Genomic DNA, 24877 nt, shown 5'->3' on the forward strand with positions numbered 1-24877 from the left:
GCTACTCTAAGCCTTTGTGATTAGATGCGCATGTTCGCCAGCAGTTCGGCGCAGGCTAGCGCTTCTCTATCCCCTTCGTGCAGCTCGCCAAAGTCTTCTATGCCCCACCACGCGGAGAGGACGGCTTGCGCTATGCCCCAATCGCGTATGCGTTCCCGCTCCATGCCCAGTTCAGCGGCTAACTGGTCAACGCGGCGCGCCATGCTTCGCCCGGGACGCCCAGAGGTAAATACGCGCGCCAACTTATTGCGCAACTGCGCTCCCGTTTCGTAGGCCGGCTCACCGACGAGACCTTTTGGGTCAATGGCTAGCCAGGGCTGGCGTGTGGCCGCCAGAATATTTTCGTGATGCAAGTCGCCATGCAGCAGAGCGGGTTCTGCCATCGAGGCGCTTAACTCGCGAAAGAGCGTTTCGGCCCTGCTCAATAAAGCTGGCTCGAAGGGACCGCTTCCACCAGAGAAACGCTTGCGAAGCCGCACGAAACCCTTTCCCCAATCCTGGACTGTAGGAAAATTGTGCGGACCTGAGATTGGTCGCCAGATCTGTCGCATCACAGAGGCGGCAATTGAGGTCTCCAGCTCATCATTTTCCAGAGAACTCAGCAAAGTGCCAGGAACGAGCCTTTCCAGAAGCATGGTTTCCATTTCCTGATCATAGGCGAGCAACCGCGCGCAACCCTGACCGTTAATGAGCTCCAGTGCCTCTTCCTGCTGCCTGAATTCGCCCTCTGGTGTGCAGACTTTCACAATCACCGGCGTTCCATCTCTGCGCCTGGCCGGAGCCACATAATTATATGACAGCGCAAACGGCGGCTCGATGCTAAGTTCCCAGCGTCGCTCACATTCCGTCAGAATAGCGGGCAGACGCTTGAGCCAGAGGGGCCCTTGCTCCCCAAGCAAGACGATCATTCTTTGCGCAAATTCCGTGGGGATATCAAACATATATAATCTGTCTCCATCTACTTGTCGTAATTTCTCAAGATTTGTTTTGCCTTCAGATCATTAGGGAAAATGCTTATCAAGTGGGTGGAGAGCGGGCAGAGTAGATAAGAGGACATGAAGAAAAGAGTATCCAGGCAAAAGCTATGGATCTATGGGCAAGGCAATATTGTATGGGAGCAGCGGCACTTAAGTACCAGCACGGTGAGGCAACGTTTCAGCGTCAATAATGCATAGACATAGCAATCTCCTGGCAAGCTATTCAATCATCACGAGGCAGTTCAGCGCCTCTTGCTCTATGATAGCGTATACAAAGAGAGCATGTCAAAGCGGGCCCGCTACCCAGTGACGAGAACATGCGCAGGTGAACACATAGACATCGATAATTTGAAAGGCGCGCTATGCTGGGAAGAGAAGCATGCATCTCATTATTACGATGGATGGCGAGGCACGGCTAAAAGCTTTCTCCCCGAGATGCATGCGCTTCTAATACTTGCCTGGCATTCGGTCAAAGGTCCTTTCTCTTTCTTCAGTTAAAACAACAGGCCTGCTCTAACCAGCAGGCCTGTCCAGTTTTGTGAGCTATTTTGTTTAAGAAATTAGGAATGCTGAGTTACTTCTGCATAGACAGGAGTGCACCAGTCTTTGTAGTCTGCGTGCTTGCCGCGTACGACGTCAAAATAGAGCTCCTGCAATTTTTTGCCGAGCTGGCCTACTTTGCCATCACCAACCGGGCGATGATCAACGCTTACCACAGGGGCGATCTGCGCACCAGTACCACAGAGGAAAATCTCGTCAGCCGTATACAGCTCGGTGCGGTCAATCTGTCGCTCGCGGGTTACATATCCCAGTTCACGCTGAGCTAGCTTCATAATCGTATCGCGCGTGATACCTAGCAAGATATTCTCGCTGGGAGCCGGCGTAACCAGTTCACCATTAATGAGCAGGAAGATATTTTCTGCACTGCCTTCGGAGACATGGCCCTCGTTAGTGAGCATAATTGCTTCGTCAAAGCCGTTCTGGGCAGCCTCGCTCTTGGCAAAGGCCGAATTGACATAGGCGCCACAGACCTTGGCTCGGGCAGGAATAGCATTATCGTCGATACGCCGCCAGGAAGAGACGCCACAGCGCAGTCCGGAGATCTCGACATAATTGCCCATTGGCTCCGACGTCAGGATAAAATCATCCTGGAGATCGTGCAAGCGGACCCCAATAACCTGGCTACCCTTGTAAGCCACGGGGCGCAAGTAAACATCCTCGCGCTGATTATTGCGGCGCACCAGCTCAGCACTGATCTCAACCAACTGCTCAAGCGTATAGGGAAGATCAATCTGCAGGATCTTACACGAGCGAAGCAGACGCTCGTAATGCTCGCGCAGACGGAACAGATAGACCTGCTGATCCTCTTCGTTCCAGTAGCCGCGAATGCCCTCAAAGCATCCTGTACCATAGGCAAACCCATGCGTACGAACAGAGATAACCCCACGCTCAGAAGGTATGAACTCGCCGTTCATAAAAATTTCTTGTGCATTCGTCATCTTTTGTGATGATAAGCGGCACCGTTGCCCCTTACCTTTTCCTCCTTCTCTTGATCTTCTGGTGCTATGCTCTAACAGACGTACGAGGTTAACACGAGAAACAGGCAGACAGACCGCACTGTCTATGCTCACAAAATCTTTTTGCCAAGTGCTGAAAGAACGAGTTCAACAGCGAGCCGGGCAGTTGCATTCTCGCGATCCAGGATAGCATTAACCTCAACGACATCCATAGAAACAAGTTGATGAGTGGACGCGACCATTTCCATGACCAGGTGGGCTTCCCGATAGCTCAATCCGCCGCGCACTGCTGTACCCACGCCTGGAGCTTCGCGAGGATCGAGAGCATCCAGGTCAAGGCTAAGGTGAACAGGGTGATTGTCTCGTCCGGCAATAGCCACTGCCTGATGCATTATTTCGGAAATACCGCGCTCATCGATATCCGACATAGTAAAGACATGAATATGATTATTGCGCAGCAAGTTTTGCTCGCCAGGATCGATGTCACGCGCGCCGACGATGACAATATCGCTGGTATTTAGTTTCGGGGACCATCCACCAACCTCAACAAGACGACCATCGCCAAGGCCCGCCAGAGCAGCCAGGATCATGCCATGAATATTACCAGAAGGGGTTGTCTCTCCTGTATTAAAGTCGGTGTGCGCATCAACCCAAATCACACCCAGGGGCTGGTGTACACGGGCAACTCCACTAATCGAACCAAGGGCAATACTATGATCTCCCCCCAGGATGAGAGGAAATTCATTGGCCTGCAGGGCCTCGGTGACGAGCTGCGCAAGCTCTTCCGATACCTGAACAATCGGCTCAAGATACTTAAGTTGAGTATTACCTACGGGGCGACTTTCGGGCTGCGGAACGTGGACATTTCCAATATCATTCACAGTATAGCCGAGGCGGCGCAGGTGTTCGCTCAGGCCGGCATAACGAATAGCGCTTGGCCCTATATCGACTCCTCGTCGATCTGCGCCCAGGTCCATCGGCACGCCTATTACACGAATACGCATAGTATGATAAACCTCTTGTTCGTCTTTGAACAACGTGATTTCTTCCTTTCATTATAGTATTGTTACTATCTGTTTGTCCACCGGCTTAGTTGTAATTTTAGGGCAGCAATAACCTCTTCTGGCCGCCTGGGCCGGCCAAAGGGCGAGAAAACCTGCCCGAGAACCAAACCCAAACAATCCTGCACTGGTACGTTGCTTTAGCCCGATATACTGTCCCAGATAAGTATTACATCTTTGTGACCTTTAGAAGCAAAGGAGCGTAGTTACATAGCAGGGAGTAAATATTTTATTCTTTCCCAAGATCAAGGAAAGCTGCGGATATTCTCAGCCGAGGGCGAACGAGATTGAACTTTGCATGATTGTCAGATATACTGAACATTGGAGTGGAAGTAACGCTGACAATTCAGTCACCGATCCCGGTAATAAGGGTGGGGGACTCTAGAGCGAAGGCATGACGAATGTTTATCGATGATCCGTGTAAAGATTGCTCTGCGTTAAGAATACTGCATTGGATATGGCAATAGAAAGCGAGGCACTCCCAATGCAATTGCGTCGTTGCTTACCACGCCCATATTTCCCCGTCATATCTCTTATTTCTATTACATTGCTTTTACTCGCCGGCTGCAGCGGCTCTAATACAGCAACGGCGGGCAACAATACTGCAAGCAGCAGTAGCAAGTCTACCCCGGCCAGCAAGCAGGTGCTCACCTTCCCTAACGTCGGTACCACCGATATAGGCTTCCTCGACCCGGCTCAGGGTCCCGATGCCAATTCATTGCTGGCAGTCAATATGCTCTTTAGCGGCCTGGTTAGATCCGATATCAATCTCAATATCGTACCCGATCAAGCCACCTGGCAAATTTCGCCGGATGGTAAGACTTACACCTTTACGCTGAAGCCCGATATTTCTTTCTCAGACGGTACGCACGTTACAGCCCAAACCTATATTTATACCTGGACGCGCGCGCTCCTGCCGGCCACCAATTCACCTGTGGCGAACTTCTTTGAAGGGGCCATTGCAGGCGCCAATGATGTCAGTAGCGGCAAGGCCAGGACGCTGGCCGGAGTCAAGGCCCTTGACGATCACACGCTTCAGGTCTCCTTGATCAAACCCACGCCATACTTTCTGGAAGAGCTGGCTAATCCTATCTTCTTTCCCTTAAATCAGCAAGTCATCGAGCAATATGGAACTAAGAATTGGACGCAGCATGCTGCAGGGGCCGCGATAGGCACAGGACCCTGGATGATCAAGGATTGGGATCATAACGTCAAGATGGTCCTGGTACCTAATCCTCACTACTATGGGGCAAAGTCGAAGCTGACAGAGATTAATATGACTTTTGTCAATGATAAGTCCACAGCGTTTAAGGCTTATCGCGCCGGACAATACGATTTTGTCTGGAACCTTGATGCTAGCGATCAACCTGCGGCAAAAAGTATGCCTGGCTTTATACGCAAACCGCTTCTGCAAACAGATCTGCTATTTTTCGATAATACTAAGCCGCCGTTTAACAATACAGCGATGCGCCAGGCTTTTGCCTACGCGACCGATAGAAATACTCTCGTACACTCTATTTTCAAGGATACCGTCATGCCGGCACCTACCATTATTCCGCCCGGTATGCCAGGCTATCAGCCAAATTACGCAGGGCTGCCCTATAACCCATCCAAAGCCAAGGCGCTTCTGCTCTCGGTCTATCCGGATGTTACAAAAGTACCAACAATCACTTTCTCTTATCCCAGCTCTCAGGTCTCGCCCGACGAGGCAAGCGCGTTGCAGCAAATGTGGCAAAGCGCGCTAGGTATTCAGGTGAAGATGCGCTCGGTAGAGCTAACAGCCTACAACGACGAGACGCTTAAGCACCAGGTACAATTTGGTTTCACGCAATGGGGCGCGGATTTCCCCGACCCCTTCGATTGGCTGGCCCTGAACCTATCTTCTACGGCGCCTAATAATAATGGCGAGTGGCACAATCAAGATTTTGACAAGTTGATTGCGCAGGCCGAAAAGGAGACAGGCGATGCCCGTCTCGCCCTATATAATCAGGCGGAACAGATAGCAATTTCGGATGTGGGCTGGCTGCCCATTGACCACCAGGCGATTGCTGCCGTTATCCCGACATGGGTCCATGGAGTAACCCTTAATGGCAATGGGCTTTACTTCGGCGATTGGTCCGAAGTGTATCTTTTACAGCGTTAGAGACAAGAGAAGGAGGGCCTTCCTACCGCTTACTACGCGCGGTCAGGTTATTCTGATGCACCTGAAATATGGGAATGTAGTATATGGCTCGTCACACATAATCTCTTGTAGTTACCCTGCTCAAGTGCTATACTGTGAGCAGGCCTGGCCCGCCCATCTTCGGGTGGGCTTTTCCTATTGGAAAACTTGCGATTTGACAAGCAAGCTGGAGCAAAACGTGGATACGTTAAGCATTCGAAGCAACGATGCTTCTGTTGCAATGCAGCACGGTGGCCTGTGGTAGGCCAGCGCCAAGGAGGTTCTATAGTGGCTATTGATATTATCAATCCATATGATGTGGCGGTTGCTCAATTTGATGACGCGGCGGAGCGTCTTGGGCTTTCGCAAGCGATGCGCGCCATTTTGCGTAAACCCAAACGTGAACTAACAGTTAACTTTCCTGTACGTATGGATAACGGCGACGTAGAGATGTTCACCGGCTATAGGGTCCAGCATAATATCAACCGTGGTCCCGCCAAAGGTGGTATACGCTTCAGCCCTCAGGTTTCTCTTGATGAGGTACGGGCTTTAGCTATGTGGATGACCTGGAAATGCGCAGTCGTGGGCATCCCTTTTGGTGGGGCAAAAGGCGGAGTGATTTGCGATCCTCATAAAATGTCTCGTGCCGAACTTGAGCGCATGACGCGTCGCTATGCAACTGAAATTTCTATTCTTATCGGTCCTGATAGCGATATCCCAGCCCCTGATATGAATACTAATCCGCAGGTAATGGGCTGGATTATGGATACCTATTCTATGCATCGAGGCTATTCTATTCCCGCTGTTATTACTGGCAAACCTCTAGCTGTTGGTGGGAGCGAGGGGCGTCTGGAGGCTACGGCCCGCGGCGTCCAGGTTGTTACCCGCGCAGCCTTGCGCGATCTAGGGATGATACCCGAGGATTGCAAGGCTGTGATCCAGGGCTTTGGCAACGTTGGCAGCATTGCCGCGCGCCTAATCAAAGAGCTAGGCTGCAAAGTAGTGGGTTTAAGCGATATCTCGGGCGGTGTCTACAATCCAAAGGGTATCGATGTCTATACCGCACTGCGCTACTCGCGCGAGCACGGCAGCTTGCTTGGGCTACCGGGCACAGAAACGGTGACCAATTCAGAGCTCCTGGAATTACCCTGCGATGTGCTGGTTCCTGCAGCTCTGGAAAACCAGCTCACCAAGCTCAACGCGACACGCATTAAGGCTCGCCTGGTTATTGAAGCGGCCAATGGTCCCACGACGCTAGAAGCTGATCACATCCTAAACGATCGCGGCATTACCGTGGTCCCCGACATTCTAGCCAACGCGGGCGGCGTTACCGTCAGCTATTTTGAATGGGTGCAAGATCTACAGCGCTTCTTCTGGGCAGAAGGAGAGATCAACGAGCGCCTTGAAAATATTATGCAGCGTTCTTATCAGGCGGTGCGCAGAAAATCCGAGGAGCAGCATGTTAATCTGCGCCTGGGAGCATATCTACTGGCCGTAGCGCGTGTAGCCGAAGCGACAGAGATTCGTGGCGTCTATCCGTAAGCACATGGATGCATGAACACCCTGCCGGCTTAATTTATATCAAATCAGGTTGAAAAGTGCTTAAAAGGGGGTCCAGAGGTCTCTCCTGGCGGAGCATGGGGTGTCCCCAAATAATCATCATTTCAATGGATTTGATAGCAGGCCGAAGGATACTGAAAAAACGCAGGTAGCTGTATCTTGCTAGTTCTTCAGGATGCAGCTACCTACGTTTCTTGCAGCCTCTATGGTACCTTCTCGACCGGTTCAAGGTCCAGGATTTTTAGCCAGATCTCTGGCCTGGCGTCGTTCTCCGAGGACTCTACCCGAAAGATAATATTGACATGCGTCACACCAACCAACTCCTGTTGCCTGGGAGCACCGCGCAACAAGGTCCCCAACCGCCGTTCCCCTCCCCGAGGATCGCCAAGCCGCAAGCGCAAGTTTTGCTTATTGATCCCGCTGGTCCACGTTTCAAGCAACCGCAGATTTTCCATCTTGAAGGTTGGTTCAGGATTACCAGATCCAAAGGGCCCGAGCTGACGCATCATTTTATAAAGCTCATAAGAGAGCCGTTCCAGCCTGCTAAATACCAGGTCAACCTTTTTGAGAACCAGCGCTGGCTGAATTTCTGTATTCTCCTGCTCGGTGACCAGCCCGGTCTGATCGGGGAGATTGGTGCCAGGAATCAAGGCAGGAACTGCCGCGCCGCCATTCTCGCTCCAGGCCAGCAAATGGGTGTGCAGCTCTTCAATGAGCTCGCTGCGAATCGTGAAGCCGGCTGCCTGCGCATGACCGCCAAAGCGTTCTAGCTGACTGGCAAAGTCATTGAGCGCCTCAATGATATTAAAGCCTTTCTGGCTACGAGCCGAGCCTCGGCTCAAACTCGTGGTTTTATCATTGCTGAGGACCAGAACTGGTTTGTGCAGTTCTTCGGCCAACTTGCCGGCCACCAGGCCGATAATTCCCTCGTGCCAGTCGTCGCCGCTAACCAGAATGACAGCTTTGCCGGGCTGGCTTCGTGCCTGATCGCGCACATTGCGCATCAATTCTTCGGTTTCCTGCTGGCGCGCAATATTGAGCTGTTCCAGTTCCTCGGCAAGGGCCAGCGCCTCAGCTTCATCGTCGGTAGTTAACAACCGGAAGGCAATGCTTGCCTCCTTCATACGCCCGGCCGCATTAATACGCGGAGCCAGGCTAAAGGCAATGTCGCGCTCGCGAATCCTGCCAGGCTGCAAATTCGCACTACGTATCAGAGCTTGCAGGCCAGGTTTATGCGTATCGTTCAAACGTTGCATACCCAGGCGCACCAGGGTATGATTCTCTCCGAGGAGAGGAGCGATATCAGCGACTGTGCCAATCGCCACAAGATCCAATAGCTCTTTCTCATCCTCTCTATCGCGTTTATACGCCCGATAGAGGGCCTGTGTCAGTTTAAAAGCTATTCCTACCCCACAAAGATAACGCTCACCGTATGCGCAATCTGGGCGCCAGGGATTGACCATGGCATAGACGTCAGGCAACTTAGCGGGTGTATGATGGTGATCGGTCACAATGATATCAAGGCCTAGCTCGCGGGCATATGCAGCCTGCTCGACATCAGAGCTGGCGCAATCGGTAGTGATGATCAGCTGTGTGCCACGCGCCTTTAATTGATCGAGCGCAGCAATATTGAGGCCGCAGCCATCGCGCAAACGGTGGGGAATATGAAAATCCAGACTTGCCCCCGGCTGCTGCAATGTTCTCAGGGCGCGAAAAAGGAGGGCCGAAGAAGTGACGCCATCAGCATCGTAATCTCCATAGATAGTAATATGTTCCCGCCGCTCTAGCGCCTGCTGAATGCGTGCCACCGCCCGCTCCATATCAACAAGCAGTAACGGATCAGGGCTCGTCTCATATGCGGCCTCAATAAATGACTTCATTTCTTCAACAGTGTGAAGGCCGCGATTGTAAAGCAACTGGGCATGGAATTTGGTGATTCCTGCACTTTCTACTGCTTCAAATTGCTCTCGGCTGAGCTGTTCATATACCTCCCATGATGACGAAAGGCGAGGTTGTGATTCCACGTTCATTTCCTTTACTCGTCAGGCAGCAGGCGCATGAATACTTCGTTGCCTAAAAGTCGCCCGCGTTTGCTCAAGCGCAACCAGCCATCCTCGTGCTCTAATAGGCCCGCCTCCTCTACCATGCGGAGACGATCCCCTACAAACTGAGCGAATGTTTTGGCAAAGCGCTGCTCAAAAGTTGGTAAGTGTAGCCCTGCAGCCGTACGCAGCGCCAGAAAAGCAGTTTCGGCCATAGCCTGCTCGGGGGCGATATCCTCGCTCTCCACAGCGGGCAACCTGCGCGCTTTCAGCATCTTAATATACTCATGCGGCGAGAGCTCATTTGAGAAGCGTTTACCGGCAAAGCTAGAATATGCGCCTGCCCCCATACCGATATAGGGAAGATTCTGCCAGTAGGTCAGATTATGGCGACTATGCTGGCCCGGTAGAGACCAGTTTGAGATCTCATAGTTGATATACCCAGCCTTTTGCAAGAGCTCGTCTGCATATTCATACATATCGGCGCACAAGTCCTCATCGCCAGGTTTGATCTTTCCGCTCTGCGTCCAGCTATAGAAAGGCGTGCCTTCCTCAATAATCAGCGAATAGAGCGAAAAATGAGCAAGGCCCAGCTCCAGGGCTCGTTCGAGCGTCTCGCGCCAGTCCTGCATCGTTTGATCCGGCAAGCCAAACATAAGATCGATATTTATCGATGTGAAGCCGGCTGCACGGGCATAACTAACTGCCTGTACAATCTCTTCTGGCGAGTGAATGCGTCCCAGCTTTTGTAGCAAGGACGCGCTGAAGCTCTGCGCCCCCATGCTCAAGCGATTGATGCCAGCCTCACGCAGGCCAAACAGTTGCTCCTGAGTCAAAGTGCCAGGATTCGCTTCAAGGGTAATTTCGGCGTCCTTATCAACTGCAAAGGAGCTAAAGCAAGCGTTGAGCAGACGTGAGATCTGTGCCACGCTGAGCAAGCTCGGCGTACCACCGCCGAAGAAAATGCTGCGCGAGCGGCGTTTCTCCCCTGCAGTCGTGCGAGCCATCTGGCCGGCCAGCTCGATCTCAGTGAGTAAGGCGCGCACATAAGCCTCGCGCAACGGCAGGATGCCAGCATAAGTATTGAAATCGCAATAATAGCAACGCGTATGGCAGAAGGGAATATGCAGATAAAGGGCCGCAGTTTCTAAAAGCTGCTGAATCGATTCGGTAGGCTGCAAAAGAGTCTGTGGTGAAAGTTGTGTGCCTGCTATACTGATAGTTTTGTCTCCTGTATTCTTCATAGTTTTTCGTCCTGGCTTATTTCGGCAGGAACTCTCAAACCATATATGGGCCGGGATAAGATTAATGCACTGCAGCCCAGCGGTCAGAAAACATTGCTGTACAAGACGAACGCAATATTTCCCACGCTAAAAGGGCTGCACGAAGAAATACAAGTCGCGGCAATATCTTTGTGGCTGCTCAGCCAGATCGAGGGCCAGGCAAGCAGCGCAGGCCTGTAAGTTCGCCTACATCTTCACGTCTTAGCAGGCCTGACTGCAACTTGCACTCAACGAATTGCACTACATTACTGCCCTGGTATGCCACCAGGAGCTCCACCAGGCAGGCCACCGGGCATGCCGCCTGGTATGCCACCTGGTAAACCGCCGGGCAGACCACCAGGAGCTCCACCGGGAGCGCCAGCGCCTCCCTGGGAGGGAGCACCCGCTGGTAAGCCAGGTGGGATATTCGAAGGGTCGAGCATCTTATTCTGATCAACAGGCGTAATTGTTACGCCAGGTTGTGCGGCCTGCTCTTTGAGCCAGATCAGCAACGCATTACCTTTCAGCTGCTGTAAATTCGCGGCATCCACGACGTGCGAGGGATCGATATTCATAATCTGGACGATATGATAGGCTCCATTTTCGGTAAGAACCGGGCTCAGCTCGTTCAGCGTACGAGCGCGATCGAAGATCCAGTTATCGACCACGGCGCTCTGCTTGGCTGCCAGCGTAATCGTATACTGGCCGCGAGCCATCCAGCCTAGATCGCCACCCTTACTATTTGTATTCGTATCAACAGATTTATCCTTAGCCAGCTTCCCAAAATCCGCGCCGTGTTTCAGCTGATCGAGAATCTTGTTGGCATCGCTCATTGTACTGGCAGTTATCGCCCGAGCCAGCACCTGGTACGTGGGTGAAGTGGTCTGGGCAGCCAGATAGTTTTGCATATCCTGGCGACGCAGCTTTAGCGCGATCATAGCGTGGACATCGGCATCTGACACGTTATCCTCGCTAAGGAATTTGCTATAGTTAGTGATTTTCGGCATATTTGCCTTAAAGCTGCTCAGCTCGCGTTCTATCGCCGCCGATGTGGGCTCGATCTGGGTACGAATAGAGCTATTTTGCTTGTCAAGCCAGTTTCGGATAAAGATATCATCCTGCAGCCACTGCGAGCTATCATTGCCCAACTGAGATTGAGTAAACAGCGTCTGCGCATTGGGGATAGTGTTCTGGACCATATCTTGATATTTGGCCATCAACTGATCATGGCTGGCTTGAGCATCGCTTTGCTGTTTTTTCGCGGCGTCAAGCTGATTTTCCAGATCTGCACGCTGGGTCTTGGCATCGGCCGGCAAGGCCTTGATCTTGCCGTTGAGATCATCTATCTGCTTTTTCGCGTCATCGATGATTTTCTGTTGTGCATCAACCTGGCTTTTAAGCTGATCGCGCAGGGCAATAAGTCCATTGGGTCCATTGAGATGGTTAGACGCATATTGAGTGTTAACAGCTAGCAACTTGCGGTAGTCTGATTGTGGAACTGATTGGCCATTAACGGCAGTGATCGGGAGACTTGGAACGATCACATTGAGGTTGACCCAATAACCGACGATAATAAGTACGATGATTAACCCAATGATAGCAGTCACAAACCAGATAGCGCGGCGCTGCAGGCGTGTTTTTTCGCTGTGAGAAAGGTGGCCTCCCCAACCAAAAATAAGCGGTTTGCCATCACGACGAGCCTCGACGTGCGCCGTCTGTCTAACGTATTTCTTGTTTTTAGCAGAGCGCGAAGATCGCGTTGTGTCGGGCCGACGCGCTGTCTGACTTTTCATCAGTCGCCTCCAATTATGGAAAACCCCTGGCACAGCCGCAGGGAGGAACCGTAGCACCGAAAAGCGAGACAAGAGAACAGTCTTGCCCTCTTGTCTCTCGGCAGCGCCGGGATAAGAGCTCCCTTACATGCCGCGCATATGTTCTGCTGTATAGGGGAGCAGAGCCATATAGCGAGCCTGTTTAATAGCAGTGCTCAAGCCGCGCTGGTGCTTCGCGCATGTGCCAGTCTTACGACGAGGTTCAATCTTTCCACGATCCGAGATGTAGCGCTTCATAAAGCGGCTGGCATCTTTGTAGTCAATTTCGCGCACATGATCATGGCAGAACTGACAAATTTTACGGCGGGAAGAGCGATCACCACGCCCCTCGCGTCGCTCCCGCCGGGGTCCCGAAGCACCGCCAGCAGGAGACTCAGTACGTTTTTGCACAGATTTACTCCTTCAACATTTAGAAGGGATGATCGTCTAGCTCTCCAAGGGCATCGCCCTCATCCTCGCCAATAAAGCCGGATGAGCCGCTCTGATTCTTGGGCGTAAGCATCTCCATATCATTGGCAATAACCTCAACCGCGGTACGCTGATTACCTTCTTTATCGGTATACTTGCGTTGGGTCAAGCGCCCCTCGATGTAGACCTTCTGCCCTTTGTGCAGATAGGTATTACATGTCTCGGCGAGCTGGCGCCAGGTCACGATATTGAACCAATCGGTCTCTTCCTGGCGTTCGCCGGAGGGAGATTTGCTGATACGGTTCACGGCGAGGCTGAACTTCGTAACCGCCACCCCGGTCGGCGTATAGCTCATCTCGGGGTCTCTTCCCAGGTTCCCAATCAACATAATTTTGTTCATGACTCAAGTCCTTTCGACGCGATAACCTGTCTCCCCCGGCTCATGAATGAGAGATTCAACGAACATTCCCAGTTATTCTTATAACTAAGCTTCGACAGACTGCTCAACTGCGGATGGAACATTCTCCGTCTCCGAGCTAGACGCACTTGGCGCCTCTGTTTCGGTCTCCGGTGCAGCTTCGGTTGCGCTTTCAGCGCTGGCTTCAGCGGGAACCTCTTCTGTAGCCTCAGCAGGGGCAGAAACTTGCTCCTGTGCTTCGGCAGCAGCTTGCTCCCGCGCCTCGGCAGCGGCTTTCTCTTCGGCGGCTGCAGCCGCGGCTGCGTGTGCCTCGCGCTCCTTCTGAACAGCCTTAGCATCACGCTTCTTGACCATATGCCGGAGAACTACCTCGGACACTTTGAGCATTCGTTCGAGCTCAATTACAGTCTCAGGAGTCAGAATCATATCGATGAATATGTAGAATCCGTCGCGATGGCGCTCAATGGGGTAGGCCAGACGGCGGCGTCCCCACTGGTTAACTTTCACAATCTGACCGCCATAATTAGCGACGATCTGTTCGACACGCTCTAATACTGCACGTGTCCCTTCTTCGCTGACTTCGGGGTTGAGAATGAACGCCAGTTCATAATCTCTCGTCACGAAGCCACCTCCTTCCTCTGGTTATGCACTGGTCAGTTCCCTGTTGCCAGGTATGCTTAACTGCCAGGGCAGGTGGAGCACCAACAAAAATGCTGATGCTGTATAACAGATGCCGCAGAAATTTCAGCGGCCTCACCAATCCTCCACAAAATTGTGGAAACGTGCCCACTTCCACTTGCGCACAGGACAAGCTCCTCATTCTCTCTATAGAAATGTTGGAGCATGGCTGATACTGATAGTTTGCAATAGGAAGCTGTCAACGCGACGTTATTATAGCATTATTCGCTATGTCTGACAATAGAGCCGGGTGTACTACCTTTCAACTATCTATTCTTCTAATACAGTGAAAATATGGAAAAGCGGAAAAGTCGAAAACTACGGCGCTGGCGATTGGTAAGTCCTCTGCGGCAAGGCGGGAGATAACTTATCTCTGCCGCCTGCTCGCGCCGCAAAGCCCGAAATGCTGCCCATCCCTCAATCTTATCAGCCCTGTCTATTTCTCCGTTGACAGGTATCAATGTATACGTCATACTAGGGTCTATAGCATAGATACATGCAAATAAAACATCTGACGATGGTGTACACATGCAGAAGCGTCCCATAGATCGAGCAGGAAGCTCAATGCGCTCGCGCCGCTCTCGGAAAGTACAGCCAGAGCTTTCCAATGGAACATCTCCTACGCTTTCTCTCTCTGCTAGCTCGTCGCATTATCCTGTTCCGCCGTTCCAAGTATCCAGGCGGCAGAGACCATTGGGCTGGGGGGCCGTGTTACAGTTAGGCTTGCTGGGGATCTTACTAGAATTTGTCTATCTGGCCCTCTATCCCTTGCTGGCTAATCTAAGCAAGGTCAATAGCCCGATCCAGACTGCGTTGCCCGGCCTCTTACCCTGGCTGCCCCGCCTGTACTGGACAACAGCATTTCCCTCGCTCCCTGGCCTTTTGCGCGCTCTACCCTGGCTAGATCCCGCCCATACGACCGGCAATGCCAATCTCCTCTTGCTGGTACTGGCTCTTGCCTGTATCTTGCTCTTGCTGGCGGTACGCCTCGGCCGGGAAGTGGCGGATCGACTCCAATCTCAATCTTCGCCAAGCCCTTCAGTCTTCTTCTGGGCTCTTCTAGTGCTAACTTTTGTGTTTGCGCTGACGATGCTCTGGGCCCCACCAGGCCAGGGAGCAATGCTTCAAGATATGCTGCGCTATGGGCTTTACGGACACATGGTGCAGATGTATCATGTCAATCCTTATATAGTCTCGCCCTCTACGTTCCCACAAGATGTATTTGCCGTGGCGTTACGCCAGGAAGCTGGCTCTACAAATACTGCCGTGTTCTATGGGCCTGTCTGGATTGATCTCAGTATCCTGGTAACACTATTTACGCACGGCAATCTTGTCGGCATGCTGCTCGGCTTTCGGCTTATGGTTTTGCTTGGGCACCTGGCAAATACTGTGCTGCTCTGGATTATTCTGGGAAGATTGCGCCCTACAAAGCGCATCTCGGCAACGCTACTCTACGCCTGGAACCCGCTTGTGCTCTTGCTGGGTATCACGCAGGCTCATCAAGAAATCATCGTTATCCTTTTTATTTTGCTGTCAGTTCTCTTTTATCAGCGCCGCTCGCCGCTCCTCAGTATTGTCTTTGTGCTTTTAGCTGCCCTCATCAATATTGTGTGTCTCCTGCTCCTGCCCCTATTTCTACGCCTGGCCCAGCAAGAGATAGGCACACGTTCTGGGCTGCAGCAGCTCTTTAGCTGGTTAGGTGTTCTATTGATCTGCTTAGTGGTAACGGCGCTGGCTTATGCTCCTTATTGGCAGGGATGGGGTCTGGCCGGGTTGCAAAGCAGTATCCTCCAGGTCCTCTTGCCAACTAATGCGGTAAATTCGCTGGCGGCCGCGCTGCTCAACGTACCGCTTAAATTGCCTCCCTACGTGCTCTGGTTACTTTCGCCGGCGCACTGGGTAATTCTTAGCGCAATCGCTGTGGGGTGTACGTTATTGCTGGGGCTCTGGCTTGCCGATTCTGAGCGCCTTGTCTTGCTCAGCTCTTGCTGGATATTTCTATTACTTTTGCTATTGTATCCCGTTTACTGGCCGTGGTATATTATTCTTCCTCTGGCCCTGGCTCTCGCCTGCGCCAACCGGGACACCCAGCTACTCGCTGTACTATTGATGCTAGGAGCGCTCATAGGCTATTATTGTTGGCTCTGGCAACCAACCTGGGTAGGGCAGGGCCTGGCTACGATTGCCTGGGCGTTTCTCCTCTGGGGCTGGCTACTCTTCTTCGCTGCGCTGTGGCGCTTGTCCCATGAAGCCCGGCGCGCATAGCAAGTTTACGTTAGCTGTTGCGTGCCGGACAGAAAGTATGTTATAATCTTGGCGCAAACGGGGTATGCTCCTGAAAAAGGCTTCTCTGCGCCTTTGATTGAGCTATTGTCAGATTGAAGGGTTTTCAATCACCACTTACACTGCCTCTCCTGTTGCATCTGTGCTCCTTTGCACTCCAACAGTTAGATTTGCGCTGTAAAGAAAGATGGGTCGCCCCGTTATACTACCTTGCATGCAAATAAGCAGACCTTGACACAGTATAAACGCCATATCAGCTGAGCAAAACAGTGAACAGGCGCTGTAGTGTGCCCTGGAATATTTGTATGTATAGCGGTATTCTACCGCAGCCGCTTGTGGCATGATCCTGAGCACAGGACCTCTAAAAGCGGTCTCTGGTATTAGAGTAGAGAGAAAGAGTTATGAAGCAGAAACTAAAAACACACAAGGCAACGGCAAAGCGGGTTAAAATAACCGCATCTGGCAAGTTCTTGCGCCGCAAAGTGGCGATCAGCCACCTACGCCGCCATAAGTCGTCGCATCTGGTTCGTTCGGCAGATAAGCGCTATCAACTGAGCAGCGCCGATACTCGTCGCATGAAACGTCTGCTCCCCTACGCATTTTAGTAGACTGAGAATGAGAGGATAGAAAAGAGCTATGCCAAGAGTAAAACGCGGAGTACCCGCTCACAAGAAGCATAAGAAACTTTTACAGATGGCGGAGGGCCACCGTGGTACGCGCAAGCGGCTCTTCCGTCCCGCGCATGAGTCGGTCATGCGCTCAATGGCGTACATGTATCGCGATCGCCGCAACCGCAAACGCGATATGCGCCGTCTGTGGATTACCCGTATCAACGCTGCGGCACGCATGCATGGTGTGAGCTATAGCGTTTTGATGCATGCCATCCATGAGGCCAATATCGAGGTGGATCGCAAGATCCTCGCCGAGATGGCGGTCAACGACGAGGCAGCCTTTAGCGCTCTGGTCAAAGAGGCTCTGGCAGCCGTCGCAAAATAAACTTTTATCTCACAGTTTGGCAGGGCTACGGCCCTGTCAAATTATGTCTACGAGCTTCCTTGCAAGCAGGGCAAGCAAGTAAAGATTACTGATATTGCTTTAAATTATGGTGCTGATCAGCAGTCCTTCAAATCCCCGTATCAGCAAACTGAAAAGCCTGCATACGGCGCGCGGACGTAAAAAGGCAGGCTTCTTTTTGATGGAAGGCCCTCATCTTCTACAGGCCTTACTTGATGCCGACCTCTTCCCCCACGAGGTCTATTATCAGCCAGAAATTTTGCAGCGCAGCACGCAGGGCCTGGCTCTACTCAAGCGTTTGCTCCAAGCACCGGCCCTTTCTCCTGAGCAGTTAATCGAAGTAAATGAGCGCGTCATAGAGGCAATTGGTGAGGTGCAGACCTCGCAAGGACTGGTTAGCGTGCTACCACTGGCTATTTTCCAGCCTGCACGGATACGGGCGCGGCGCTCTCCAGGCAAGCGTCCGGCTCTGCTCATTCTTGACGAGCTCGCCGACCCAGGAAACATGGGCACGATTCTGCGCACGGCCCTGGCTGCAGACGTGGATAGTGTTCTGCTTACTCCCCACTGCGTCGATCATTTAAGTCCGAAGGTTGTGCGTGCTGCGGCAGGGGCGCATATCGCCTTGCCTATCGAGGCCGAGCTTTCGTGGGAAGAGATCGCCGGGAGGGTTGCCAGGCATGCTCAGCAACGCGTGTTTCTGGCGGAAGCCAACAGCAATGAGCTTTATTATAAGCAGGATCTTACGCAACCCTTTGCCCTGATCATTGGCAATGAAGCTCATGGCCCCTCTGAGATGGCGCGAGCGCTGGCCTCGCAGCTCATTTCTATACCCATATATAATGGCGTGGAATCGTTAAATGCGGCTATGGCAACGGGGATCATTCTTTATGAGGCGGTGCGCCAGGTCCACGCGCGCTAGCTATAAAAGCGTTAGTATTACGTGCCTGTCTCCTGGCGCCTTGCATATATTCCCTGGCAAACCTGAAGGGTCCACACAAGGGAAGCCTGAGTAATAAACAATAAAATATTAAAGTTAAATTTACCAGTAATTACCTAGTTCTGAGCGTAGATCTTGCCGCGCAGTGATCTCGCTTGAGCCACAGCACTCACAGTTCTTGGGGGCCGTGCCAAGGTGCACCATACCACAGACTTCGCAGATCCAGGTCCAGCGTACTAAAGCTCCTTTCCGGGCGCCGCTCTGACTCTGTGCAATAATGTCCATAGCTTGTTGTACGGCAATTTCTTTTTCTTTTTGCAAAATACTCGCTGTTATTTTATCAATGCGCATATAAAGCCTCCAGCACTATCACCAGAAAAAGTACACTTCTGGGGCTATCTGTTGCTATTCCAAGGGCATGAGATAAGTCTAACAGGGAAATTTGCGGAAAGTCTACGAAAATAGATAGGTCTTATGGATGCTAAGCATAAGCAAAAGGTTATATATGCAGCCAGAACAACAAAGCAGAAGAGATAGTCTTGCCATCTCTCCTGCTCAATTTAGTTCTTTGCGCCTCGTTTGAGGGCTCCAGGCTTTAAAGCCAGAGTTCCTGTCAGAAGGCGTGAGCCGGGCCTACCAGTTTACGCCACTATTGCCGTTCGGCCCATTCTGCTCAGCGCCAAACCATTCGCGGCCCATAGGCAACTGCTGGCTGGGGGGTAGCGGCGTTCCCGGATGGAAAGGGAATACCTCTTCGGTTGTGCCTTGCTTTCCATTCGAAGGAGCCCCAACCCCAGAAAGTTGTGTTGGCTGAGCCGTTGCGCTCACCGTACGAAAGACGCCGCTCACAGTCAACGGATTAGACATATCTTCTTCAATGCTCATATTGAGATTGGCATTGGGTGCATAGTAGCCCTGATCCTCGCGCAGCTTGAAGGCTTCCACCGAAGCGCGCAACTGCTCGACCAAACGAGCCAGGCGTTCCATGTTTTGCGAGGCCTCACGAGTGCTGGCACTACTTTGTTGCGTCGATTCGGAGACGCCATGCATGATCTGCACAACCGCGCTAGAAGATTGCAGCTGCTGCACAGCCATCTGGTTAATGCTCTCAATTTCATGGGCCTGGTGCTCAACGGCGGCAAAGATAGATTCCAGGGCGACACCAGCTTCTTGGGTCAACTTGGCTCCAGTAGACGTCTCACGTTCCGTGTCTTGCATGGAAACAGCCACAGCGCCAATATCGTCACGAACGCTACGAACGATACGCGTAATCAAGCTGGCCTGATCCTTAGCTCTTTCGGCCAGGCGGCGAATATCGGCAGCAACGGCGCCGAATCCTTTACCGTTCTCGCCGGCCATTGCCGCCTGAATAGCGGCGTCCAGGGCCAGGCGATTCGTCTGGTGGGCAATACTGGAGATAACTTCCACAACCTCGTTAATCTCGCGGGAGCGCTCACCAAGGTTTTGTACTTTGCTCGCCGTGGCTTGCACGTTCTCATTAGTGCGCCCCATTCCTTCAATTGCCTGCTGCACAGCTTCACGTCCAACCTGGGCATCCTGACGAGCAATACGCGCTACATCGTAGAGGACCTGGGAGCGTTCAGCAACCTGTCGGCTTGAAGATGACATGCGCTCCACTTCAATGGCGGCTTCGGTCATCTGGTTAATCTGGCCATCAGCATTTTCTACCAGCTGGGTCATACGATCAAGAATGGAGGTAGTAGATTTTTCCACTTCGCTTGCCACCATCTTAACGCGCACAACCAGGCTTCCCAGCTCTTCCACCATATAGTTGAAGGAGTCTGCCAGCACACCCAGGGCATCGGCAGTCACTTCAGCCTGTATGCGCAGATCACCTTCACCAACGCCACTCACCTCGCTCACCAGCTTTTCTACCTGACCCTGTAGTGAGTCACGCTGCGATTGCGTCTCTTGAATAAGGCGGACGATATTATCCAACATGTTGTTCATCGAGGTAGCAACCATATAGATCTCGTCACGCCCCATAAGCTGAGCTCTGGCCGCCGTTTCACCTTTGGCTATACGCTTGGTCAGAGTGGCCAGGTGACGCAGAGGACGCGTAATCGTCAGGTTAACCACGTATCCTATCGCGATAACCGCCATGATCGTGCTGAGGAAGGCAATCACTGTCGCCAGGAAGAGGATGTTTGTCTGGGACGAGCCAACAGTTGCCACCTGGTCGCTAATCTTCTCCGAGACGGCAACAACGCTGCCCCACGACTGCTCCAATGGTGTATAGAGCTTGTTAGCGTCATTCAGACTTCGCTGGACCACAGGCATGGGTTGGCGCGAATCAAGCTGATTTATCACCAGGTCCAGTGCTTTTTTGTAAGCAGGCCACAGCTTTGTCTGCACCTGTAAGACGGTATCTTGTTGTTCTTGAGGTAGGCTTGTATGTGAGTCGTCCGATTGTATCGTAGTTCGCACCTGGCTCATGTTGGGGGAGGTCTCTAACATGTAGTTTTTCTGGTATTGCTGCAGGGCTCCATCAAATTTCTTCTCGTAGTCAGCGGCCTTATCAATCAATTTCTGAGCACTATCGCGCATATTCGCATCGTTAGAGCTGTAGAGAAATTGGAAAGCGCCGTTGACTTGCCCATCAATACGGGGGAGATAAATACTAGCATTGGTTGCGGTCGTCAAAGCTTCTATAGTCTGCTGCTGTGATTGACCGCGGGCGGTCTGCTGACTGATAAAAATACTTCCCAGGATGGAAATAATGATGCCCGGGATAACAGCCGCCAGCAAGAATGCGTAGAAAAGACGGCGAAATATAGGGATATTGGTAACGAACTTGAACATACCTGCTTCGTCCTTCCTCAACGGCCTTTTTAGGTATAATCACGAGACGTAACAATTGCACTGGTGAAAAAAATACGTTGCCAAAAGCTAAAAGTGACCACACAACAGTTTACCGCACTATTCTATAAATTGAAACACCCAGGAGCAAGAGGGGCCTTTTTTTCCTAGTGGGATATGCACTTGCATCTGTTAACTACCAGTAAATAAGTTCTGGCGCTTAGCAAGTGGGAGGATTTTCGCTGCATAGGCAGCTTGCTTGTGGGAATTAGGGCTATTTAGTTTTTAGAGAAGCAGGAGATACCTCTCCACTGGAGAGGGCACCCTCTCTGGGAGAGAGGTATCCCTGTCCGGGGGACAGGTAGCAGAGGACAGCCAGTCCTCTGCCGGGGCATGGGCCGTGCCCCATTTTCCCTTCTTCTCGGGCGGGTGGGTGGGGCAAAACAGGAAAATTAAATAACCCTGTGTGGGAATGCTGAGGCTAGTGTTTTATAGCATGGCGTGCTATACTTTTGGCTGATAGATAATATTTATTTTGAACAAAAGCTCGCTTTATCCGGCGTGCCGTTGATGATGCGCCGGCTGAAACAACGCTGTATGTAAAGAAGTAACAAAGGAGCCATCTTCTGGCGATGAATAGTTCCTCTGTAGTTAACTGGCCATTTCGCAAGGTACTCATTGCCAATCGCGGAGAGATTGCGATTCGCATCATTCGGGCCTGTCGAGAACTCGGTTTGAGCAGTGTGGCAGTCTATAGCGACGTTGACCGCCACGCGCTGCATGTCCGCATGGCAGATGAAGCCTATCATATTGGCCCGGCCGTGGCAGCCCAAAGCTACCTGAACATTCCCAAGCTCATTGAGGTAGCCAGGCGCTCAGGCGCTCAGGCCGTGCATCCCGGCTATGGTTTTCTCGCTGAGAACGCTACTTTCGTGGAGGCCTGCAAGGAAGCCGGGCTTATCTTCGTGGGACCGCCGGCCGAAGCACAACTGGCTATGGGCGAGAAGACAGCGGCGCGACGTACCGCCAAAGCTGCCGGGGTTCCGATCGTGCCTGGCGCGATGACTGATGTCGAGGATGATGCGCAGGCTCACGAGATTGCTGAAGGCCTGGGCTATCCGATTCTGCTTAAGGCTGCGGCCGGCGGAGGCGGCAAGGGCATTCGCTTTGTGCGTAATCCCGAAGATTTGCTCCCATCTTTACGTACGGCTCGCAGCGAGGCCAGGAGCGCCTTCGGCGATGGACGCGTCTATCTTGAGAAGGCGATTGCACCCGCCAGGCATATCGAGGTGCAATTCATCGCTGATACCCACGGGAACGTTGTGCATCTTGGCGAGCGCGAATGCAGCATCCAGCGTCGCCATCAGAAGCTGATCGAGGAATCGCCCTCGCCAGTCGTGGACCCGGAATTGCGCGCCCGCATGACGACAGCGGCAGTCAATTTGATTCGCTCCATTAATTATGTCAATGCCGGGACTGCTGAATTCCTGCTGGGTCCCGAGGGCAATTTCTATTTTCTTGAAGTCAATGCGCGCATCCAGGTAGAGCACCCGGTGACCGAATGGTGCACCGGCTTTGATCTAGTTCAGGAGCAGTTCCGCGTAGCCGCCGGCTTACCGCTGTCCTTCAGTCAGGATGATGTGCAATTACGCGGCTCGGCCATCGAATGCCGTATCTCGGCTGAGGACCCGGCTAACCGTTTCTTGCCAGCAACGGGAACTGTGCAAGCATTGCAGGAGCCTTCTGGCCCGGGCATCCGCGTCGATAGTAGCCTGTATCCAGGCTTACAGGTACCGCTCTTTTACGATCCCCTTCTATCAAAACTGATTGTCTGGGGCAAAGATCGGGCTCAGGCAATCGCCCGCATGCGTCGCGCCCTGGACGAGTATCATATTGTTGGTGTGCGCACAACCTTGCCCTTCGCGCGCTGGCTCATGGAGCACCCACGCTTCGCGGCGGCTGATATGTCTACAGATTTCATTGCCGAGGAATGGGATGGATCTGCCAGGGCCCTTCTGCCTGGCGAGCCCTCTGAAGCGCCAACAGATCTTGACAATCATGCCAAAGAGGAGCTGAGCGTGGAGCAAGTGGCAGCTATCGTAGGCAGCATACTAACGCACACGCAGATGGAAGAAGAGAAGCAGCACAGACAGCTCAGTTCCAACGGACATGAAGAGGTGAGCCGCTGGCGCGCTGCCGGGCGCAAAGAGGCCTTGAGAATCTGGTAACAACTCCCCGCGGCAAGCAGACGTCGGCTTGACGCCTGATAGAAGAAAGCGCTGGTTTACTGGTGCACATGGGCAAAAACTTTGCTCACATCGGGGAGCGCACCGAGATTGTTAGCTCCGATGGGCCAGTAAACCATCATCACCTTACCAATAATATTCTGGAACGGAACATAGCCCCAGGCCCGCGAATCAGAGCTGTTGGCCCGATTATCGCCAAGCACAAAGTATTCGTCGGGCTCAATGATACGTTGCTTAAATGATTGGTAGGGATTATAGGGATCATCAGGGTTGATATAGGGCTCGTGCAGGGTCACGCCGTTGACAATTACTGTGGTGCCGATTACGCTTACGACATCGCCAGGGATGGCAATGATGCGCTTGATAAAATACTGTTGAGGATTGAGGGGATACTCAAAGACAATAATATCTCCGCGGGCAGGCTGCTGCAAAAGGTACGCTGCTTTATTGACAAGGATGTATTCCTGATCGTGGAGCGTTGGCTCCATGCTTGGTCCATCGATATGAAAGTTTTGCACACCCATACGCATGACAAAAACTATCAGCAGTAGAAATACGGTAAGCTCGATGCAATGACGGACCAAGCGGTATGTTCGCGCCTGAGACTTCCTGCGATCCAAGCTATGCTCCTCCATAGAGTTTCGCTGAAGTACAAAAGTAGGTTGATCGCGGAAGATCCCGCACAGGCAAGATTTTCCGCGATCAGTCTAGTGCTTACTTTTCTTCAACTGGCGGTGGCAGCTCAAACGCGGGAGGAGTTTTGCCGCGTCGCTCTTCGGCCGCCGCTTTCAGGCGTTCAACTGCATCGTAAGGAACATAGCGGCCACCCAGTGGCGTAGGATGAATGCCGGGGCCGTGGAAATCGGTACCGCCGGTAGGAATCAGCTTATATTCGTTGGCAAGAGCCAGCAAGGCTTGTTCCTGCTCGCTAGTATAGGGTCCATAGTAGGTTTCCAGGCCAACCAGGCCAGCCTCACACAATTCTGGCAGCCAGTTACGCAGCTCTTCAAGGCCAGGCAACTCGACGGGATGCGCCATCACCGGCAAGCCGTTGGCGCTGGCAATCAGATGTACGGCATCCACAGGAGAAAGCTTATAGCGCGGCACATAGGCCGGGCGTCCCGTCCCGATATACTTATCGAAAGCCTCGCCAATGGTCTGGACATAGCCCGCCTCCAGAAGCGCTTTAGCCACATGCGGGCGTCCCACGGCTCCCTGGGCAATCTCACGCACTTTTTCCCAGGCAATAGAGACGCCTTGCTCATTCAAGAGCTCTACCATACGCTGCCCACGCCGTTCGCGCGCGTCGCGTAGCACCTTTAATACAGCCTGAAAAGCTGGTAGCTGGTATTCAATAAAGTAACCAAGCATATGAACCTCGCCACCATTGACGTCGGTATTGATCTCAATGCCAGGAATGAAGTCGATATCGAGCGAGGCAGCAGCCTGGGACGCCTCGTCAATCCCATCTGAGCTATCGTGATCGGTAAGCGCCAGCACGCGCAAGCCGATATCCTTTGCGCGCTGGAGCAACTCCGTTGGAGAGTAGATGCCATCAGAGGCAGTTGAATGAGTATGAAGGTCGATATAATTAGCCATGCGTTCTACAATCTCTTTTCCACTTGAAGATGAAAAGTCTCGGGCAAATGCATTTGACC

Annotated in this window: 21 protein-coding genes; 8 read left to right on the forward strand and 13 right to left on the reverse strand. The window is 52.4% G+C overall.

Annotation, left to right across the window (positions count from 1 at the left end; translation table 11 throughout):
• Positions 1 to 20 precede the first annotated feature (20 nt).
• The 3 genes from EPA93_RS30735 to rocF all read right to left on the reverse strand — a co-directional run bounded on the left by EPA93_RS30735 (position 21) and on the right by rocF (position 3498).
• Positions 21 to 941, reverse strand: a complete 921-nt coding sequence (locus tag EPA93_RS30735) for an aminoglycoside phosphotransferase family protein (protein WP_129891187.1) — start codon at positions 939 to 941, stop codon at positions 21 to 23.
• 596 nt (positions 942 to 1537) lie between these two features.
• Positions 1538 to 2476 carry a branched-chain amino acid transaminase gene (locus EPA93_RS30740; RefSeq protein ID WP_129891188.1) on the reverse strand — a complete coding sequence of 313 codons (939 nt, stop codon included), beginning with the start codon at positions 2474 to 2476 and terminating at the stop codon, positions 1538 to 1540.
• 128 nt (positions 2477 to 2604) lie between these two features.
• Entirely contained in the window at positions 2605 to 3498 is an 894-nt protein-coding gene (rocF, locus tag EPA93_RS30745; protein ID WP_129894704.1) for an arginase, read from the reverse strand.
• Between the two features lie 514 nt (positions 3499 to 4012).
• On the opposite strand from rocF, the gene EPA93_RS30750 reads away from it, so the two are divergent.
• Together EPA93_RS30750 and EPA93_RS30755 are read left to right on the forward strand one after the other, a co-directional pair.
• On the forward strand, positions 4013 to 5698 hold the full coding sequence (locus EPA93_RS30750) for a peptide ABC transporter substrate-binding protein (protein WP_242527175.1): 1686 nt from the start codon (positions 4013 to 4015) through the stop codon (positions 5696 to 5698).
• 306 nt (positions 5699 to 6004) lie between these two features.
• Positions 6005 to 7258, forward strand: coding sequence for a Glu/Leu/Phe/Val family dehydrogenase (locus EPA93_RS30755; protein WP_129891189.1), 1254 nt, complete (start codon positions 6005 to 6007; stop codon positions 7256 to 7258).
• 221 nt (positions 7259 to 7479) lie between these two features.
• Here EPA93_RS30755 and recJ read toward each other — a convergent pair whose 3' ends face one another.
• Both recJ and hemW read right to left on the reverse strand, forming a co-directional pair.
• Positions 7480 to 9300: a single-stranded-DNA-specific exonuclease RecJ gene (gene recJ, locus EPA93_RS30760; RefSeq protein WP_165423499.1), complete on the reverse strand. Its 1821-nt coding sequence runs from the start codon at positions 9298 to 9300 to the stop codon at positions 7480 to 7482.
• Between the two features lie 11 nt (positions 9301 to 9311).
• On the reverse strand, positions 9312 to 10562 hold the full coding sequence (hemW, locus tag EPA93_RS30765; RefSeq protein WP_129891191.1) for a radical SAM family heme chaperone HemW: 1251 nt from the start codon (positions 10560 to 10562) through the stop codon (positions 9312 to 9314).
• 45 nt (positions 10563 to 10607) lie between these two features.
• Here hemW and EPA93_RS48630 point away from each other — a divergent pair, with 45 nt between their 5' ends.
• Entirely contained in the window at positions 10608 to 10781 is a 174-nt protein-coding gene (locus EPA93_RS48630) for a hypothetical protein (protein ID WP_165423500.1), read from the forward strand.
• A 65-nt stretch (positions 10782 to 10846) separates the two neighbouring features.
• Here the strand turns inward: EPA93_RS48630 and EPA93_RS30770 are convergent, their stop codons facing one another.
• The 4 genes from EPA93_RS30770 to rpsF all read right to left on the reverse strand — a co-directional run bounded on the left by EPA93_RS30770 (position 10847) and on the right by rpsF (position 13859).
• Positions 10847 to 12373, reverse strand: a complete 1527-nt coding sequence (locus EPA93_RS30770) for a peptidylprolyl isomerase (protein WP_129891192.1) — start codon at positions 12371 to 12373, stop codon at positions 10847 to 10849.
• A 123-nt stretch (positions 12374 to 12496) separates the two neighbouring features.
• Positions 12497 to 12802 (reverse strand): 30S ribosomal protein S18, encoded by a 306-nt coding sequence (rpsR, locus tag EPA93_RS30775; protein ID WP_129891193.1) that lies wholly within the window; start codon positions 12800 to 12802, stop codon positions 12497 to 12499.
• Positions 12803 to 12821: 19 nt separating this feature from the next.
• Complete coding sequence (locus EPA93_RS30780) at positions 12822 to 13220, reverse strand: single-stranded DNA-binding protein (RefSeq protein ID WP_129891194.1); 399 nt, start codon at positions 13218 to 13220, stop codon at positions 12822 to 12824.
• Positions 13221 to 13304: 84 nt separating this feature from the next.
• Positions 13305 to 13859 (reverse strand): 30S ribosomal protein S6, encoded by a 555-nt coding sequence (gene rpsF / locus EPA93_RS30785; protein ID WP_129891195.1) that lies wholly within the window; start codon positions 13857 to 13859, stop codon positions 13305 to 13307.
• Positions 13860 to 14444: 585 nt separating this feature from the next.
• On the opposite strand from rpsF, the gene EPA93_RS30790 reads away from it, so the two are divergent.
• The 4 genes from EPA93_RS30790 to EPA93_RS30805 all read left to right on the forward strand — a co-directional run bounded on the left by EPA93_RS30790 (position 14445) and on the right by EPA93_RS30805 (position 18135).
• A complete protein-coding gene (locus EPA93_RS30790; protein WP_129891196.1) occupies positions 14445 to 16181 on the forward strand; it encodes an MptA/MptB family glycosyltransferase in 1737 nt (578 codons plus the stop codon).
• A gap of 419 nt (positions 16182 to 16600) precedes the next feature.
• Complete coding sequence (rpmI, locus tag EPA93_RS30795) at positions 16601 to 16804, forward strand: 50S ribosomal protein L35 (protein ID WP_129891197.1); 204 nt, start codon at positions 16601 to 16603, stop codon at positions 16802 to 16804.
• Between the two features lie 31 nt (positions 16805 to 16835).
• Positions 16836 to 17195 (forward strand): 50S ribosomal protein L20, encoded by a 360-nt coding sequence (gene rplT / locus EPA93_RS30800; RefSeq protein WP_129891198.1) that lies wholly within the window; start codon positions 16836 to 16838, stop codon positions 17193 to 17195.
• 106 nt (positions 17196 to 17301) lie between these two features.
• The gene (locus EPA93_RS30805; protein WP_129891199.1) at positions 17302 to 18135 is read left to right on the forward strand and encodes a TrmH family RNA methyltransferase; all 834 of its coding nucleotides are present in this window, start codon (positions 17302 to 17304) and stop codon (positions 18133 to 18135) included.
• A 120-nt stretch (positions 18136 to 18255) separates the two neighbouring features.
• Here the strand turns inward: EPA93_RS30805 and EPA93_RS30810 are convergent, their stop codons facing one another.
• The gene (locus EPA93_RS30810) at positions 18256 to 18504 is read right to left on the reverse strand and encodes a hypothetical protein (protein ID WP_129891200.1); all 249 of its coding nucleotides are present in this window, start codon (positions 18502 to 18504) and stop codon (positions 18256 to 18258) included.
• A gap of 282 nt (positions 18505 to 18786) precedes the next feature.
• On the reverse strand, positions 18787 to 20976 hold the full coding sequence (locus EPA93_RS30815; protein ID WP_129891201.1) for a methyl-accepting chemotaxis protein: 2190 nt from the start codon (positions 20974 to 20976) through the stop codon (positions 18787 to 18789).
• A 629-nt stretch (positions 20977 to 21605) separates the two neighbouring features.
• Between EPA93_RS30815 and accC the strand changes: the two genes are divergently transcribed.
• Entirely contained in the window at positions 21606 to 23201 is a 1596-nt protein-coding gene (gene accC, locus EPA93_RS30820) for an acetyl-CoA carboxylase biotin carboxylase subunit (RefSeq protein WP_129891202.1), read from the forward strand.
• Between the two features lie 56 nt (positions 23202 to 23257).
• Here the strand turns inward: accC and lepB are convergent, their stop codons facing one another.
• Both lepB and EPA93_RS30830 read right to left on the reverse strand, forming a co-directional pair.
• The gene (gene lepB, locus EPA93_RS30825) at positions 23258 to 23839 is read right to left on the reverse strand and encodes a signal peptidase I (protein WP_242527176.1); all 582 of its coding nucleotides are present in this window, start codon (positions 23837 to 23839) and stop codon (positions 23258 to 23260) included.
• A gap of 94 nt (positions 23840 to 23933) precedes the next feature.
• Positions 23934 to 24818 carry a PHP domain-containing protein gene (locus EPA93_RS30830; protein WP_129891204.1) on the reverse strand — a complete coding sequence of 295 codons (885 nt, stop codon included), beginning with the start codon at positions 24816 to 24818 and terminating at the stop codon, positions 23934 to 23936.
• Between the last annotated feature and the right edge of the window lie 59 nt (positions 24819 to 24877).

The organism is Ktedonosporobacter rubrisoli, from assembly GCF_004208415.1.
Lineage (GTDB): Bacteria > Chloroflexota > Ktedonobacteria > Ktedonobacterales > Ktedonobacteraceae > Ktedonosporobacter > Ktedonosporobacter rubrisoli.

Bases quoted from the DNA above. Each gene is read 5' to 3' on its own strand.
- hemW (WP_129891191.1), bottom strand. From the start codon at position 10,562: ATGAAGAATACAGGAGACAAAACTATCAGTATAGCAGGCACACAACTT.
- EPA93_RS30735 (WP_129891187.1), bottom strand. From the start codon at position 941: ATGTTTGATATCCCCACGGAATTTGCGCAAAGAATGATCGTCTTGCTT.
- EPA93_RS30810 (WP_129891200.1), bottom strand. From the start codon at position 18,504: ATGCGCATTGATAAAATAACAGCGAGTATTTTGCAAAAAGAAAAAGAA.
- EPA93_RS30780 (WP_129891194.1), bottom strand. From the start codon at position 13,220: ATGAACAAAATTATGTTGATTGGGAACCTGGGAAGAGACCCCGAGATG.
- EPA93_RS48630 (WP_165423500.1), top strand. From the start codon at position 10,608: ATGGGCCGGGATAAGATTAATGCACTGCAGCCCAGCGGTCAGAAAACA.
- EPA93_RS30805 (WP_129891199.1), top strand. From the start codon at position 17,302: ATGGTGCTGATCAGCAGTCCTTCAAATCCCCGTATCAGCAAACTGAAA.
- EPA93_RS30770 (WP_129891192.1), bottom strand. From the start codon at position 12,373: ATGAAAAGTCAGACAGCGCGTCGGCCCGACACAACGCGATCTTCGCGC.
- EPA93_RS30790 (WP_129891196.1), top strand. From the start codon at position 14,445: ATGCAGAAGCGTCCCATAGATCGAGCAGGAAGCTCAATGCGCTCGCGC.
- accC (WP_129891202.1), top strand. From the start codon at position 21,606: ATGAATAGTTCCTCTGTAGTTAACTGGCCATTTCGCAAGGTACTCATT.
- EPA93_RS30740 (WP_129891188.1), bottom strand. From the start codon at position 2,476: ATGACGAATGCACAAGAAATTTTTATGAACGGCGAGTTCATACCTTCT.
- rocF (WP_129894704.1), bottom strand. From the start codon at position 3,498: ATGCGTATTCGTGTAATAGGCGTGCCGATGGACCTGGGCGCAGATCGA.
- rpmI (WP_129891197.1), top strand. From the start codon at position 16,601: ATGAAGCAGAAACTAAAAACACACAAGGCAACGGCAAAGCGGGTTAAA.
- rplT (WP_129891198.1), top strand. From the start codon at position 16,836: ATGCCAAGAGTAAAACGCGGAGTACCCGCTCACAAGAAGCATAAGAAA.
- EPA93_RS30815 (WP_129891201.1), bottom strand. From the start codon at position 20,976: ATGTTCAAGTTCGTTACCAATATCCCTATATTTCGCCGTCTTTTCTAC.
- EPA93_RS30830 (WP_129891204.1), bottom strand. From the start codon at position 24,818: ATGGCTAATTATATCGACCTTCATACTCATTCAACTGCCTCTGATGGC.
- EPA93_RS30750 (WP_242527175.1), top strand. From the start codon at position 4,013: ATGGCAATAGAAAGCGAGGCACTCCCAATGCAATTGCGTCGTTGCTTA.